The 14,623-nt window shown below is 57.5% G+C and carries 12 protein-coding genes; 10 read left to right on the top strand and 2 right to left on the bottom strand.

The features are described from left to right. Window positions 1-348 precede the first annotated feature (348 nt). Genes fhuC through fhuB form a run of 3 tightly spaced genes read left to right on the top strand, consistent with a single transcriptional unit; the run spans window position 349 to window position 4,045 of the window. Window positions 349-1,149 carry a Fe3+-hydroxamate ABC transporter ATP-binding protein FhuC gene (fhuC, locus tag BLU64_RS12845; RefSeq protein ID WP_026741894.1) on the top strand — a complete coding sequence of 267 codons (801 nt, stop codon included), beginning with the start codon at window positions 349-351 and terminating at the stop codon, window positions 1,147-1,149. Further along, window positions 1,143-2,060 carry a Fe(3+)-hydroxamate ABC transporter substrate-binding protein FhuD gene (fhuD, locus tag BLU64_RS12840; protein ID WP_410418151.1) on the top strand — a complete coding sequence of 306 codons (918 nt, stop codon included), beginning with the start codon at window positions 1,143-1,145 and terminating at the stop codon, window positions 2,058-2,060. The genes fhuC and fhuD overlap by 7 nt, the downstream gene beginning before the upstream one ends. Beyond that, window positions 2,057-4,045, top strand: coding sequence for a Fe(3+)-hydroxamate ABC transporter permease FhuB (gene fhuB / locus BLU64_RS12835; protein ID WP_410418152.1), 1,989 nt, complete (start codon window positions 2,057-2,059; stop codon window positions 4,043-4,045). Before fhuD ends, fhuB begins: the two co-directional genes overlap by 4 nt. Window positions 4,046-4,082: 37 nt before the next feature. Here the strand turns inward: fhuB and hemL are convergent, their stop codons facing one another. Continuing rightward, a complete protein-coding gene (gene hemL, locus BLU64_RS12830) occupies window positions 4,083-5,363 on the bottom strand; it encodes a glutamate-1-semialdehyde 2,1-aminomutase (protein ID WP_026741897.1) in 1,281 nt (426 codons plus the stop codon). A 308-nt stretch (window positions 5,364-5,671) separates the two neighbouring features. Between hemL and erpA the strand changes: the two genes are divergently transcribed. Next, on the top strand, window positions 5,672-6,016 hold the full coding sequence (gene erpA / locus BLU64_RS12825) for an iron-sulfur cluster insertion protein ErpA (RefSeq protein WP_026741189.1): 345 nt from the start codon (window positions 5,672-5,674) through the stop codon (window positions 6,014-6,016). A gap of 127 nt (window positions 6,017-6,143) precedes the next feature. Here erpA and mtnN read toward each other — a convergent pair whose 3' ends face one another. Beyond that, complete coding sequence (gene mtnN / locus BLU64_RS12820; RefSeq protein ID WP_074728932.1) at window positions 6,144-6,845, bottom strand: 5'-methylthioadenosine/S-adenosylhomocysteine nucleosidase; 702 nt, start codon at window positions 6,843-6,845, stop codon at window positions 6,144-6,146. A gap of 159 nt (window positions 6,846-7,004) precedes the next feature. Between mtnN and dgt the strand changes: the two genes are divergently transcribed. From dgt to BLU64_RS12790, 6 genes are all read left to right on the top strand, one after another. After that, the gene (dgt, locus tag BLU64_RS12815; RefSeq protein ID WP_074728931.1) at window positions 7,005-8,519 is read left to right on the top strand and encodes a dGTPase; all 1,515 of its coding nucleotides are present in this window, start codon (window positions 7,005-7,007) and stop codon (window positions 8,517-8,519) included. A 169-nt stretch (window positions 8,520-8,688) separates the two neighbouring features. Further along, window positions 8,689-10,140 (top strand): serine endoprotease DegP, encoded by a 1,452-nt coding sequence (gene degP, locus BLU64_RS12810; RefSeq protein WP_026741900.1) that lies wholly within the window; start codon window positions 8,689-8,691, stop codon window positions 10,138-10,140. Window positions 10,141-10,467: 327 nt separating this feature from the next. Then, window positions 10,468-11,478: a sulfate ABC transporter substrate-binding protein gene (locus BLU64_RS12805; protein WP_026741901.1), complete on the top strand. Its 1,011-nt coding sequence runs from the start codon at window positions 10,468-10,470 to the stop codon at window positions 11,476-11,478. 97 nt (window positions 11,479-11,575) lie between these two features. Further along, a complete protein-coding gene (gene cysT, locus BLU64_RS12800; RefSeq protein ID WP_026741902.1) occupies window positions 11,576-12,388 on the top strand; it encodes a sulfate ABC transporter permease subunit CysT in 813 nt (270 codons plus the stop codon). Window positions 12,389-12,397: 9 nt separating this feature from the next. Next, window positions 12,398-13,279, top strand: a complete 882-nt coding sequence (gene cysW, locus BLU64_RS12795; RefSeq protein WP_099049232.1) for a sulfate ABC transporter permease subunit CysW — start codon at window positions 12,398-12,400, stop codon at window positions 13,277-13,279. Continuing rightward, window positions 13,269-14,261: a sulfate/molybdate ABC transporter ATP-binding protein gene (locus BLU64_RS12790; RefSeq protein WP_026741904.1), complete on the top strand. Its 993-nt coding sequence runs from the start codon at window positions 13,269-13,271 to the stop codon at window positions 14,259-14,261. Before cysW ends, BLU64_RS12790 begins: the two co-directional genes overlap by 11 nt. The last annotated feature ends 362 nt before the right edge of the window (window positions 14,262-14,623 follow it).

Genomic DNA, 14,623 nt, shown 5'->3' with positions numbered 1-14,623 from the left:
TGAACAAACCCTGTCACCGAGGCTTCTCGTCCTGTGGAGAGTGAAAGCACAGCAGCGGGACGCATCGCTCAGATTTATGAGGCGTGATGCCGACGGCGTCGCCTCTTTGTCGGGTGCTAATGGAATGAATCAGCCTGGCTTGGCGCTGACTGTGTCGCAGGGACTTAAGGCGCTTGCGGTAGCCGTTCCCTTTTGCAAAAATGCGATGCTTATAATAACTATTCTCGTTTGCATTCATTGATACTTCATTAGAGATGCGACCCATGCCGACGCCCGCTTGCCTGTTATGTCCTACCGCACGACCTTTCGCGACGGCGAATACCTCTGCTTTCGCTCAGGGCCTGTCTGATGCCAAGTAATTTTCCGGTCGATGACGAGATGACATTTACCCTTGAGGAAGCCAGCTTCAGCGTTGGCGACCGTACGTTACTGCATCCGCTGTCGGTCGCGTTTCCCGCCGGGAAAGTCTACGGGCTTATTGGCCATAACGGATCGGGTAAGTCCACCCTGCTCAAGATGTTGGGCCGTCACCAACCCGCCAGCGCCGGTCAACTTTCGCTGGCGGGACGCCCGTTGGCGCTTTGGCGCAACACGCCCTTCGCCCGTCAGGTGGCCTATCTGCCACAGCAACTGCCCGCCGCCGAGGGCATGACGGTGCGCGAGCTGGTGGCGGTGGGGCGTTATCCATGGCACGGCGCGCTCGGGCGTTTCGGTCATGCAGACCGGGAGCAGGTGGATCAAGCCATTGCGCTGGTCGGTTTGACGCCATTTGCACCGCGGCTGGTGGACAGCCTGTCCGGCGGCGAACGTCAACGGGCCTGGCTGGCGATGACGCTGGCGCAGGGCAGCCGCTGTCTGTTGCTGGATGAGCCGACCTCCGCGCTGGACATCGCGCATCAGGTCGACGTACTGGCGTTAATCCGACAGCTCAGCCGTGAGCGCGGGCTGACCGTGATCGCGGTTCTGCACGATGTGAACATGGCCGCTCGCTACTGTGACCGCCTGCTGGCGCTGCGTCAGGGAAAACTGATTGCGCAGGGAACGCCCGCAGCGCTGATGCAGCCATCGGTGTTACAGGAAATTTATGGGATCCCTATGGGGATTCTGACGCATCCGGCGGATGGTTCGCCGATAAGTTTTGTATGCTGACGATGACACCTTCCACCGGACTTTTTTCCAGCGGACTTTCTCGCCGCCGACTGCTGACCGCTTTGCTGCTGTCGCCCTGCGCATATGCGCTACGGGGCCGGGCCGCGGTCAGCGATGTGCGGCGCATCGTGGCGCTGGAGTGGCAGCCGTTGGAACTGCTGATGGCGCTGGGCGTCACTCCGCTGGGCATCGCAGATAAACATAACTACCAACGATGGGTAAAATCGCCGACGTTACCGGACAGTGTGGTGGACGTGGGGCTTCGCACCGAACCCAATCTGGAGCTGTTGACGCAACTGCGGCCGTCCCTGTTGCTGTATGCCGATGGCTTTGGTCCCGCGCCAGCGCAGATGGCCCGCATCGCGCCGTGCATGGGCTTTTCATTTATTCACGGTGACGACGGCCCGCTGGAAAGCGCCCGGCGTTCGCTGCGGGCGCTGGGCGATCGCCTGGATCTGCGCCCGGCGGCGGAGCAGCATCTGGCGTTGTTCAGTCGTTTCATGGCGCAGGCGCGGATTAACTTGCATGCTTATACCCGTCGGCCTTTACTGCTGTTTACCGTGATGGATGCGCGCCATGTTCTGATCCTTGGCCGTAACAGCCTGTTTCAGTCGATAATGGATGAACTCGGTATCGACAATGCCTGGGAGGGGGAAACCAATGCCTGGGGCAGCATTATCGTGGGCATGGAACGGCTGGCGACGTTGAGCGCTGAAACGGAAGCGATGTGTTTTGATCACGGCAATAGCGCGTTAATGGAAGAGGTTGAAGCCAATCCGCTGTGGCAAGCGCTGCCGTTCGTGCGTCACCATCGCTGGCGGCGGGTGGAGCCGGTCTGGTTTTACGGCGGCACGCTTTCCGCCATGCGTTTTTGCGAGACGCTGGCTGACGCGCGGGAGGCGTCGCGATGATGTCGACATTTTCCCGGCGTTTTACCGTCTTGGTGGTCGGTGCGCTGACGTTGCTGATGTTGGCGATCACGCTGAGCCAACTGAATCGACAACTGCCGTTCGCCCTCTGGCGACAAGGCATTGCCGCTCCCTCGCAGGACGATATCCGACAACTGCTATTTCACTACAGTCAGCTGCCGCGTTTGGTGTTGTCTCTGCTGATTGGCGCGGGATTAGGGCTGGTCGGCGTGCTGTTTCAACAAGTGCTGCGCAATCCATTGGCGGAGCCTGCCACGTTGGGCGTCGCCAGCGGCGCGCAGCTCGGTATTACCGTCGCGACGCTGTGGGCGCTGCCGGGCGGGGCCATGACTTCGCAACTGGCGGCGATGTTGGGCGCATTGCTGGTGGGAGCGCTGGTGTTCGGCGTCGCCTGGGGACGGCGCTTATCGCCGGTGACGCTGATCCTCGCAGGTCTGGTGCTGAGCCTGTACTGCGGCGCGGTCAATCACCTGCTGGCCTTGCTGCATTTTGACCAACTGACCAACCTGTTTTTGTGGAGCAGCGGCTCGTTGAACCAGCAGGACTGGCGCAACGTGTCGTTCGTACTGCCGCGTCTCATCCTGGGCTTTATCGCCGCCGGGCTGCTGGTGCGGCCGTTGACGCTGTTGGGGCTGGACGACGGCGTGGCGCGCAATTTAGGTCTTGGGCTGGGACTGGCGCGTTTCGGTACGCTGACGCTGGCGATCTTTCTGAGCGCCCAGTGGGTCAACGCCGCCGGCATGATCGGCTTCGTCGGCCTGTTCGCGCCGCTGCTGGCGAAAATGTTGGGCGCGCGTCGTCTCGGGCAGCGGCTGTGGCTGGCGCCGCTGCTGGGGGCGCTGCTGTTGTGCCTCACCGATCGGCTGACGCTCTGGCTGGCGGACGTCTGGCGCGAGGTGCCGACGGGGGCCGCGACGGCGCTGGTCGGCGCGCCGATGCTGCTGTGGCTGTTGCCGCGTTTGCGCAATAGCGTAACCGCTCCGGTCAATGACACGCCTGTCGCCGTGCGGCAACGTCGCCTTAGCCCGCTTTGGCTAACGGGCGGCGGCGTAGTGTTGGCGGCGGTGATCATCATAGCACTATGTCTCGGGCGGGACGCTCAGGGCTGGCAATGGGCCAGCGGCAATGTCTTTTCCGAACTCTTGCCGTGGCGATGGCCGCGTCTGGCGGCGGCGCTCTGTGCGGGCGTCATGCTGGCGGTTGCGGGATGCTTGATTCAGCGGTTAACGGGCAATCCGATGGCGAGTCCCGAAGTGCTGGGGATCAGCTCGGGCGCGGCGTTTGGCGTCGTTATTTTGATGTTGCTGTGGCCGAGCAATGCGCTGGCATGGCGTCTACCCGCAGGCAGTATCGGCGCCGCCCTGACGCTGACCGTGATGATGGCGGCGGCGGGCCGGGGCGGTTTTTCCACACAAAGATTATTACCGACCGGGATTGCGGTCGGCACGGCGCTGACCACACTGGTCACGTTACTGTTGGCAAGCGGCGATCCGCGCATGGGCGCCGTACTGACGTGGATCACTGGCTCCACATATGGCGTGGATGGCAAGCAGGTCATCTATACCGGCGCGTTGGCGTTAGCGGCGCTATTGTTGACGCCGCTCTGCCAACGTTGGTTACAGATCCTGCCGTTGGGCGGCGTGACCGCGAGGACGCTCGGCGTACCGGTCTCATTGGCCCGTCTGGCTATTCTGCTGCTGGCGGCGATGCTCACCGCTGGCGCGACATTGATCGTCGGACCCATGAGCTTCGTCGGGCTGATGGCGCCGCATCTCGCGCGTATGCTGGGATTCAATCGGGTGATGTCGCATATTGTCTGTGCGGCGGCGATAGGGGGCGGGCTGATGGCGGCGGCCGACTGGGCCGGGCGGATGTTGCTGTTTCCGTACCAGATCCCCGCCGGGCTGTTAGCGACGTTCATCGGCGCGCCGTACTTTATTTACCTGCTGAGGACGCAGGCGCGTTGAGCCTCAGAGCCGGATGCGTTCTGAGGCAGTAAACGTGTTACAGCAGTGAGAAGCACCGACGCGCGGCGGCGACGGTGCGATCGATATCCTGCTCGCTGTGCGCTATGGACATAAAGCCCGCTTCGAACGCGGACGGCGCCAGATAAACGCCCTCATCCAGCATCAGGTGGAAGAAGCGCTTGAAGCGTTCCACATCGCATTTCAGCACGTCCTGATAGCGGGTTACCGTTTCATCATCGGTGAAGAACAGACCAAACATGCCCCCGGCGCGGTTGATGACCAGCGGCACGTTTTCTGCCCGAGCCGCCTCCAGCAGCCCTTCCGCCAGCCGGTTCGTCAGCGCGGTTAACCGCGGATGGACGTCCGGTTTGGCGACTTCGGTCAGGCAGGCGACGCCCGCAGCCATGGCGATCGGGTTGCCGGACAGCGTACCCGCCTGATAGACCGGCCCGGTCGGAGCCAGCGCTTCCATCACGTCGCGGCGCCCACCGAATGCGCCGACAGGCATACCGCCGCCGATGATTTTCCCCAGGCAAGTCAGGTCCGGCTGCACGTCATAAAAAGCCTGCGCGCCGCCCAGCGCGACGCGGAAGCCGGTCATCACTTCGTCGATGATGAGCAGTGCGCCGAATTCGTCGCACAGATCGCGTAGTCCCGGCAGGAACGCCGGCAGCGGCGGAATGCAGTTCATGTTGCCTGCGACCGGTTCAACGATAATGGCGGCGATGTCTTCGGGGTATTGTTCGAAAGCGGCGCGTACCGAGTCCAGATCGTTATACGTGCAGGTCAGGGTATGGCGGGCGAAATCGGCGGGGACGCCGGGGGAGTTCGGCTGTCCCAGGGTCAGCGCGCCGGAGCCGGCTTTCACCAGCAGGCAGTCCGCATGGCCGTGATAACAGCCCTCGAACTTGATGATTTTATCGCGGCCGGTAAAACCGCGGGCCAGACGAATGGCGCTCATCGTGGCTTCCGTTCCGGAGTTGACCATGCGCACCATGTCCATGCCTTTCATTAGCGAGGTCACGAGATTCGCCATCGTCACTTCCATTTCGGTGGGCGCGCCAAAGCTCAGTCCGCGCTCCGCGGCGGCGATCACCGCATCGCGAATAGCCGGATGGTTGTGGCCCAGCACCATCGGTCCCCAGGAACCGACGTAGTCGATATACGCCTTGCCATCCGCATCATAGATATAGGCGCCCTCGGCGCGTTCGATAAACAGCGGCGTGCCGCCGACGCCGTTAAATGCCCGTACCGGCGAGTTCACGCCGCCCGGTATGACCTGCTGCGCGGCCGCGTACAGACTTTCAGATTTATTCATTACAGATTCCTGACTGGGGATTGATGTCACAGAGTATGCCCTCATTCTAATGAAGAGAGGGCGGTTGTGAAATCCTTGTGACCAAGATGGGAGGGCAATGTAGGCGAACGACGTTGTTTTGGCGCGGTAAAAGGCCGATAATCGTCGCCACTACCTGCCGAATCACATGCCTGCCTGAGCGCGGCGTCATTCACTGCCGCCCCGCCGCGAACCGATCGTCTCTTGAACGTTGTCGGGGGCTATTAGATAATCGAAGCATCACCGGGTTGGATAACCACCGCCCGATACTGAGTTTGGGAGTACGAAAGATGAGCGACGTAACAGCACTGCCGCTGCAATTCACTGATGCCGCGGCCAATAAGGTGAAATTCCTGATTGCTGACGAAGAAAATCCCGATCTGAAACTGCGGGTGTACATCACCGGCGGCGGCTGCAGCGGTTTCCAATACGGCTTTACGTTTGACGACAAGGTCAACGAGGGCGATATGATGATTGAGAAGCAGGGCGTGTCGCTGGTGGTGGACCCGATGAGCCTGCAATATCTGGTCGGCGGTTCGGTGGACTATACCGAAGGGCTGGAAGGCTCGCGCTTCGTGGTCACCAACCCGAATGCCAAAACTACCTGCGGCTGCGGTTCTTCTTTCAGCATCTGATCCTCAAGCTCAGCCACGCCTGGTGGCGTTTATTAATAAACCCGTGCTCAGCGTGGCTGCCGCACGGGTTTTTTTGTTTATGCGCGCTGCATACACTCGTCAGCGAATGCAGCGGCGAGCAGGCGAATCAGCCCTGTTGGCCCAGCGACTGTACGAGGGCTTCCACCATCAGCGTAGACTGCTTGGCCGCCACGCTCAGGAATTCATCGAAGCTCAGGTGAGAGGCCTGATCCGCCACGTCGGAAATGGCGCGCACGACGACGAAAGGCACGCCGAACTGGTGGCACACGTGGCCGATAGCCGTGGCTTCCATCTCTACGGCCACAGCCTGCGGGAAGGTATTACGGATGCGGGCCAGCGGTTCCGCGCCGTTGATAAATGCATCGCCGCTGACGACCAGACCGCGTACCGCATTAAGCGCCAGCTTGGCGATAGCCTGTTCAGCCTGAACGATCAGGTTTTCGTCCGCGACAAAAGCGGCGGGGCAGCCCGCCATTTGGCCGGCTTCATAACCGAACGCGGTGACGTCGGCGTCGTGGTAGCGAACTTCGCTGGATACCACGATATCGCCCACTTTCAGGCTGGAAGCCAAACCACCGGCCGAACCGGTATTGATCACAACGTCTGGACGGCAGTGTTCCAGCAGCAGCGTCGTACCCAGCGCCGCCGCGACTTTACCGATCCCAGACTTCAGCAGCGCCACGTCCACGCCGTGCAGCTGTCCGGTGTAAATTTCACAGCCCGCGCGCTGTATGGTTTGGCGATTCTGGATCTGATCCCGCAGCAGGATAACTTCTTGCTCCATTGCGCCGATGATGCCAACTTTCATAGGATTCCCCACAAGTTTTGCTCGAATTAACAGGTGTATCGTGGCCGGTAGTCTATCATGGCCGGTATGATAGCGAGAGCACGCGAACAAAACGCCTTAACCGTTGTATCGCCCGGTCGGGCATGCTATCACCGGTCAGGGCCAGAAACGGAGAACAGCATGTCCGACATCGATTTTGCCAAGAAAATCAGCTATCAACGGGCGTTGAGCAAGCCTAAAGACAAGAAGGATGAGTATGGCGTCATCCGGGAGTTTGAGAGCGATCGCGGCCGTATTATTAACTCCGCCGCCATTCGTCGGCTGCAACAGAAGACGCAGGTGTTTCCGCTGGAGAGAAATGCGGCCGTGCGCTCCCGTCTGACGCACTCGATGGAAGTGCAGCAGATTGGCCGCTACATCGCTAAAAACATTATTGATAGCCTGAGGCGCCAGGGGAAGCTGGATACCTGCGGGCTAAGCCACTATGAAATCCCATTTGAAAGCATGGTGGAAATGGCCTGCCTGATGCATGACATCGGCAATCCGCCGTTCGGCCATTTCGGCGAGTCTGCGCTGAAAAACTGGTTTTCCACGCAGATGGATGCCGAGTTCTGCACGCAATCGAACAAGCGGGAAGACGCTTGTCAGGTTGCCTGTTTGACGCTGAAGGAGGGGGAGGGCGCGCTGAACGAACTCCGCTGCCGTATTCGTCAGGATCTGAGTCAGTTTGAGGGCAATGCCCAGGCGGTGCGGATGGTGCATACGCTGTTGAAACTGAATCTGACCTATTCGCAAGTTGCCTGCATCCTCAAATACACCAAGCCCGCCTACTGGGTCGCTGAGCTGCCAGCTGACTATGACTACCTGATGAAAAAACCGGGGTTTTATCTGTCAGAAGAGGCATTCGTGAGTCAGCTCCGACGTGAGCTGGACATGCAAGAGTTCCATCGTTTTCCGCTGACCTACATTATGGAAGCGGCGGACGATATCTCGTATTGCATTGCCGATCTGGAAGATGCCGTGGAGAAAAAACTGTTCTCTATCGAGCGCCTCTATCAACTGCTTGAAGAGGCCTGGGGCGAGATTGAACCGGGCGACTTATTTACGGAAACGGTTGGGAAGGCGTTCGAGTCCCGTGAGTATCATCGTTGGCGCAGCAGCGACGACCAATTCTTCATGAATTTGCGGGTCAACACCGTTGGGCGCCTGGTGCCCCATGCGTCGAAACGTTTTATCAAACATCTGCCCGACATTTTCAACGGCGCATTCAATCAGGCCCTGCTGGAAGATGACAGTCCGCAGAACCGCCTCTTGAAAAGCTTTAAGCGCGTGGCGTTCAAACACGTCTTTAATCATCACGAAGTCGAACAGCTGGAATTACAGGGAAGCCGGGTGATGCGCGGTTTGCTCGATATCTATCATCCACTGCTGAAAATGCCGTCGGCCGATTTCAGAACGCTGGTGGAGGAGGAGTTTCATCGCGACTATCCTATTGAGACTCGCCTTTATCATAAGCTGTCGCGCAAGCACTGTCTGGCTTATCGAGAGGCTGTGGCGTCCTTGGAGAAGAAACCGGCAGAGCAGCAGGAGTGCCTGGAGTTTTACTATCGCGGTCGCCTGATTCAAGACTATATCAGCGGCATGACCGACCTTTACGCCTACGACGAATATCGCAGGCTGATGGCGGCCGAGTAAACGAGGGGCCATACGCCCTAGGCGTCCATTTTGTAAACAAAGACAATATTTCCTTACGTTTCACAGGATTGCGCAGAGGAACTTCCCCTGCGCTTCGTTATCTTATCTTCACGACCACAGCAAAAAGGCCGTAAAATTTGCGTGTTGATTGACTATGAGACCTATTCCTATGAAAAGAAAATTATTGGTTCTGAGTGCATTGACGTTAAGCCTGGCAATGGCAACAGGGACGGTTCCGGCAATAGCGGCGGAATCGGTCTCTTCCTCTAGCCAACAGCTTCCCAGTCTGGCGCCGATGCTTGAAAAAGTCATGCCTTCGGTCGTCAATATCTCCGTCCAGGGACATGCGCCAGTCAGCCGGACGGGCAGCACCGGTGGCATTCCTCCTCAGTTGCAACCGTTCTTTGGCGAAGATTCTCCGTTCTGTCAGGACGGTTCTCCGTTCCAGTCCTCGCCGATGTGTCAAGGCGGAGAGGATGACGGCAACGCTAATCCGCAGCAGCGCCAGCAGCAGACCTTCCAGGCGCTGGGCGCAGGCGTGATTATCAATGCGGCCAAAGGCTACGTGGTGACGAACAATCACGTGGTTGATAACGCCGACAAGATTCAGGTGCGTCTTAACGACGGCCGCAAATACGATGCGCGGGTCATCGGTAAGGATCCCCGCTCCGATATCGCGGTGGTGCAGATCAAAGACGCCCGCAATCTGACCGCGCTGAAAATGGCGGACTCCGATCAACTGCGCGTCGGCGACTATGCCGTGGCGATCGGCAATCCTTACGGTCTGGGCGAAACGGCGACCTCCGGGATCATTTCCGCGCTGGGCCGCAGCGGGCTGAATATCGAAAACTATGAAGATTTTATCCAGACGGATGCCGCCATCAACCGTGGGAACTCCGGCGGCGCGCTGGTCAATCTCAACGGCGAGCTGATCGGACTGAATACGGCGATACTGGCGCCGGACGGCGGCAACATCGGCATCGGTTTCGCCATCCCTAGCAATATGGTGAAAAATCTGGTGAATCAGATCGTTGAGTTCGGCGAAGTGAAACGCGGCGAACTAGGCATCGTCGGTACGGAGTTGAACTCTGAGCTGGCGCAGGCGATGAAGATCGACGCTCAGCGCGGGGCATTCGTCAGCCAGGTTCAGCCGAAATCGGCCGCGGCAGCCGCCGGGATCAAGGCGGGCGACGTCATTGTGTCGCTGAACGGTAAAACGGTCAGCAGCTTCGCGGCGTTGCGCGCCCAGGTGGGATCCCTGCCTGCCGGCACCAAGCTCACACTAGGCCTGCTTCGCGACGGTAAACCGGTTTCCGTGGATGTCTCGTTGCAGCAAAGCAGTCAGGCCCAGGTGGCCGCGGGTAATTTGAACTCCGGCATTGAAGGCGCTGAACTGAGCAATACGCAGTTGGACGGAAAGAAAGGCGTGAAGGTAGAGAAGGTGAAACCGGGTTCCGCCGCCGCGCGCATCGGCTTGAAACCGGGCGATGTCATCCTTGGCGTGAATCAGCAGGCCGTGGCTAATATCGGCGAATTGCGCAAGATTCTGGACAGCAAACCGCCTGTTCTGGCGTTGAATATCCGCCGTGGCGACAGCAGTTTGTATCTGCTACTGCAGTAATCTAACCTGGCCGGCGTCGTTATCGGCGCCGGTTTTCACCCCGTAAATTTTCGCGCGCGGCCTTCAAAATCTAAAACCCCAAAAATTGTGCGAAGAATATAACGGGATAGCATAAATTATCGCGAAACAGTATTTTTGCCGCCCTCCCATATCCTCTATTGTCCAGTCTTACCACCTGCCTGATAACACATTGAGCCTATCGCTATTTACGGCTCTGGCGATGTCTTCCTCAGATTATCGCAACGATAGACACTATCAGGAAGGGCCATTATTAGCCCGGTTGCCTGCGGGTATCGAACTGAATGACTTCTTGAGGGAGTGATATCTATGTCAAAGCGTCGTCTGGGGCTGTCGTTGGCTGCCGCAACCCTGTTGTTTTCAGGCGTTGCCTCTGCTGCAACAGAACTGCTGAACGTGTCATACGACCCCACGCGGGAGTTCTATCAAGAGTACAACGCCGCTTTCAGCAAGCACTGGAAGGCGACCACGGGTGAAGATATCTCTATAAAGAATTCTCACGGCGGCTCCGGCAAGCAGGCTCGTTCGGTTATCGACGGTCTCCAGGCGGATGTCGTCACGCTGGCCTTGGCGGGCGATATCGATGCGCTCAATCTGAACAAAAAGCTGATCGACCCGAATTGGCAGGCGCGCTTGCCGGATAACAGCACGCCCTATACCTCTACCATCGTGTTCCTGGTGCGTAAAGGAAACCCCAAACAGATCAAGGATTGGGGAGACCTGATCAAACCCGGCGTGCAGGTGATTACGCCTAACCCGAAAACCTCCGGCGGCGCGCGTTGGAACTTCCTGGCCGCCTGGGCTTATGCCAGGCATTTACCGGGTGGAACCGATGAAAGCGCGCTGAAATTCGTCACTGAACTCTATCGCCATGCGCCGGTATTGGATACCGGTGCGCGTGGCTCGACCGTCAGCTTTGTACAGCGGCAACTCGGCGATGTGCTGATCGCCTGGGAAAACGAAGCCTATCTGTCTTTAAAAGAGCAGGGCGGTGAAAATCTGGAGATCGTGACTCCGTCGCTTTCCATATTGGCTGAGCCGCCGGTGGCCGTTGTCGACAATGTGGTCGAAAGAAAAGGGACGAAGAAGCAGGCTGAAGCGTATCTGAACTACCTTTATAGCGATGAAGGGCAACGTATTATCGCCAAAAACTTCTACCGTCCGCGCAACGAAAAAATCGCGGAGGAGTTCAAGAGCCAGTTCGCGCCGGTGAAACTGGTGACGATAGACGGCGACTTTGGCGGCTGGAAGCAAGCGCAACCCAAGTTCTTCGCTGATGGCGGAATATTCGACGGCATCTTTGAAAAAATTAATCAGTAAGGTATCTCATGATCTAAACCGTCCCGATGCGGGATGGTTTTGTCACGCAGGGACGCGGGAGACCTTTGTGGTCTGGTAGATAAAAGAAAGGCTTGTTATGTCGCGACGTGCTTCGCCGGTGATGCCCGGTTTTGGATTGACGTTAGGTTTTAGCCTCACCTATCTGGGGCTGATTGTTTTAATCCCGCTGGCGGCGATGTTCCTCTACGCCAGCCAACTCACACTGACCCAGTTTTGGGATTTGATCACCAGCCGACAGGTGTTGTCCTCTGTACGGCTGTCGTTTTCCACGGCGCTGTCTGCCGCCTTGATCAATGGCATTATTGGCACGCTATTGGCCTGGGTGCTGGTGCGCTATACCTTCCCAGGACGCAAAATTATCGATGCCATGATCGATATGCCGTTTGCATTGCCTACCGCCGTGGCCGGTATTGCGCTGACGTCGCTTTATGCGCCAACGGGGCTGGTGGGCAGTTTGTTTCCCTTCAAAATCGCCTATAGCCCTTTGGGGATAACGCTGGCGCTGATTTTTGTCACGCTACCGTTCGTCGTGCGAACGGTACAACCGGTGCTGGCGGACATACCGAAGGAAGTAGAAGAGGCGGCGTCTTGTCTTGGCGCCAGACCGTTGCAGATATTCCGTCACGTACTGGTGCCCGCCATTCTGCCTGCCTGGTTGACCGGCTTCGCGCTGGCTTTCGCTCGCGGTGTGGGGGAGTACGGTTCCGTGGTGTTTATCGCCGGCAATATCCCGTTCAAAACGGAGATCATGCCGCTGCTGATCGTCTCCAAGCTGGACCAGTACGATTACAGAGGGGCGACGGGCATCGGCGTGTTCATGCTGATTCTGTCGTTCATTATGCTGTTGCTGATTAACTTGTTGCAGCGCCGAATTCAACCGAATCGCTAAGGGATGATGATGGATAACACAGTCTCCGTGTCTGACTCGACACGCTCTGTTTCCCGGCGGCCTGTGACTTATTACACCTTGGTCGGGCTTGCCTGGGGGGTCTTCGTGCTGGTGTTGGTGTTGCCGCTGGTCATGGTGGTGACGCAGGGGCTACACAATGGCGTGGGCGCCTTCTGGAATGCGATTTCCGAGCCTGACGCCGTGTCGGCGCTCAAGCTGACGCTGTTTGCCACCGTGATTTCCGTGCCGTTAAATATGATTTTCGGCCTGACGACGGCATGGTGTGTGACCAAGTTCGAGTTTCGCGGCAAGACGCTATTGCTGGCCTTGATCGACTTGCCGTTCTCAGTCTCTCCAGTAGTGACCGGTCTGGTCTATGTGCTGCTGTTTGGGGCGCAGAGTAAACTTTATCCGTTCTTGATGGAGCACGATTTGCAGGTGGTCTATGCGGTGCCGGGCATCGTATTGGCGACTATCTTCGTGACGCTACCGTATGTGGCGCGCGAGTTGATCCCGCTTATGGAGCAGCAGGGTTCGCAGGAAGAAGAGGCCGCACGTCTGTTGGGCGCGAATGGCTGGCAAATGTTCTGGAACATCACGTTGCCGAACGTGAAATGGGCGCTGATTTATGGCGTGGTGCTGTGTACGGCAAGAGCGATGGGGGAGTTCGGGGCGGTTTCCGTGGTGTCGGGACACATCCGCGGCATGACTAACACGCTGCCGCTGCACATCGAGATTCTCTATAACGAATACAACATTGTCGCGGCGTTTAGCGTGGCTATTCTGCTGCTGGTGATGTCGTTAGTGATACTGCTGCTGCGCCAGTGGAGCGAGGCACGATTGACGAAACAGTTAGAGCAACAACAGGAGCTGACCAAAAATGAGCATTGAAGTCCACAACGTTAACAAGCAATTTGGTCAGTTTCGGGCGCTGAATAACATCGATCTGTCCATTCAAAGCGGCGAGCTGGTGGCGCTGTTGGGGCCGTCGGGCTGTGGCAAGACGACCCTTCTGCGGATCATCGCCGGGCTAGAGCAGCCGGACAGCGGCAATATCGTGTTCCACGGCGAGGACGTTTCCGTACACGACGTACGCGATCGCAATGTGGGCTTCGTCTTTCAGCACTACGCCCTGTTCCGCCACATGACGGTCTTTGACAACGTTGCCTTTGGCCTGCGGATGAAACCGAAAGCGATACGTCCGTCCAAACGCGACATTGAAACCAAAGTGCATGAGTTGCTGAACATGGTGCAATTGGACTGGCTGGCGGATCGTTATCCAGAGCAGCTTTCCGGCGGCCAGCGCCAGCGTATTGCTCTTGCCCGAGCGCTGATTGTCGAGCCGCGCATCCTCCTGCTGGATGAACCTTTCGGGGCGCTGGATGCGAAAGTGCGTAAAGAGCTGCGTCGCTGGTTGTCTCGCCTGCACGAGAATATTAACTTGACGTCGGTGTTCGTGACTCACGATCAGGAAGAGGCGATGGAAGTGGCCGATCGAATTGTGTTGATGAACAAAGGGGTGATTGAACAGATTGGGACGCCGCATGAGGTCTACAACCATCCCGCCAGCGAATTTGTGTACCATTTCCTCGGCGACAGCAACCGCCTGACGTTGTCTGAATCCGACCAATCTATCTTGTTCCGTCCGCACGAAGTAGTGTTGTCGAAAGATCCGCAGCCGGACTACCAGCCTGTTGCCGTCAAAGATATCCGACCTTTGGGGGCGTTAACGCGTTTAACATTGCAGATTGAGGGGAATCCCGAGCTGATTGAAGCAGAAGTTGCGCACGACGACACTACGCTGGCCGGACTACATCGGGGCGACATTATTCAATTTAAACCCAAAACCTACAACCACGACTGGGAAATTTAAACTCCTTCGAATGACCCGGCGTCGATAAGCAAAGCCGGGTCATGACATTCCACAGACGCAGTCCAGTAGTAACCCAATAAATTATTACCTCCCTATTCAATTAACCTATTTATCAATCGCATTGAACCTCGCTGTTATTCTTTATCGCTGGCTTTTTGCTCTGGAGATATTTTTTATCTTTAACGAGCCTCGAAAAAATAATGTCTCAGCAATGTCCATTTTCTGTTCTTACACTATTTATTTTCTGCATGATATTTAGAGATATATCCTATTGATCCCCCCCAATATAATCCCCGTCCAAAGAGAGAGATAATGAGAGTTGAGAATGCGGGGGCAAGAATGGGAAACTCGGATGAGTGAAA

This window comes from Lonsdalea quercina (genome assembly GCF_900107885.1).
Classification (GTDB): Bacteria; Pseudomonadota; Gammaproteobacteria; order Enterobacterales; family Enterobacteriaceae; genus Lonsdalea; species Lonsdalea quercina.
The sequence above is the reverse complement of the archived record's forward strand: the minus strand, read 5'-3'. Positions and strand labels throughout refer to the sequence as shown.

Coding starts and splice junctions, on each gene's coding strand:
- fhuB (WP_410418152.1), top strand. CDS start 2,057: ATGATGTCGACATTTTCCCGGCGTTTTACCGTCTTGGTGGTCGGTGCG.
- erpA (WP_026741189.1), top strand. CDS start 5,672: ATGAGCGACGTAACAGCACTGCCGCTGCAATTCACTGATGCCGCGGCC.
- fhuD (WP_410418151.1), top strand. CDS start 1,143: ATGCTGACGATGACACCTTCCACCGGACTTTTTTCCAGCGGACTTTCT.
- BLU64_RS12805 (WP_026741901.1), top strand. CDS start 10,468: ATGTCAAAGCGTCGTCTGGGGCTGTCGTTGGCTGCCGCAACCCTGTTG.
- cysW (WP_099049232.1), top strand. CDS start 12,398: ATGGATAACACAGTCTCCGTGTCTGACTCGACACGCTCTGTTTCCCGG.
- dgt (WP_074728931.1), top strand. CDS start 7,005: ATGTCCGACATCGATTTTGCCAAGAAAATCAGCTATCAACGGGCGTTG.
- fhuC (WP_026741894.1), top strand. CDS start 349: ATGCCAAGTAATTTTCCGGTCGATGACGAGATGACATTTACCCTTGAG.
- hemL (WP_026741897.1), bottom strand. CDS start 5,363: ATGAATAAATCTGAAAGTCTGTACGCGGCCGCGCAGCAGGTCATACCG.
- degP (WP_026741900.1), top strand. CDS start 8,689: ATGAAAAGAAAATTATTGGTTCTGAGTGCATTGACGTTAAGCCTGGCA.
- mtnN (WP_074728932.1), bottom strand. CDS start 6,845: ATGAAAGTTGGCATCATCGGCGCAATGGAGCAAGAAGTTATCCTGCTG.
- BLU64_RS12790 (WP_026741904.1), top strand. CDS start 13,269: ATGAGCATTGAAGTCCACAACGTTAACAAGCAATTTGGTCAGTTTCGG.
- cysT (WP_026741902.1), top strand. CDS start 11,576: ATGTCGCGACGTGCTTCGCCGGTGATGCCCGGTTTTGGATTGACGTTA.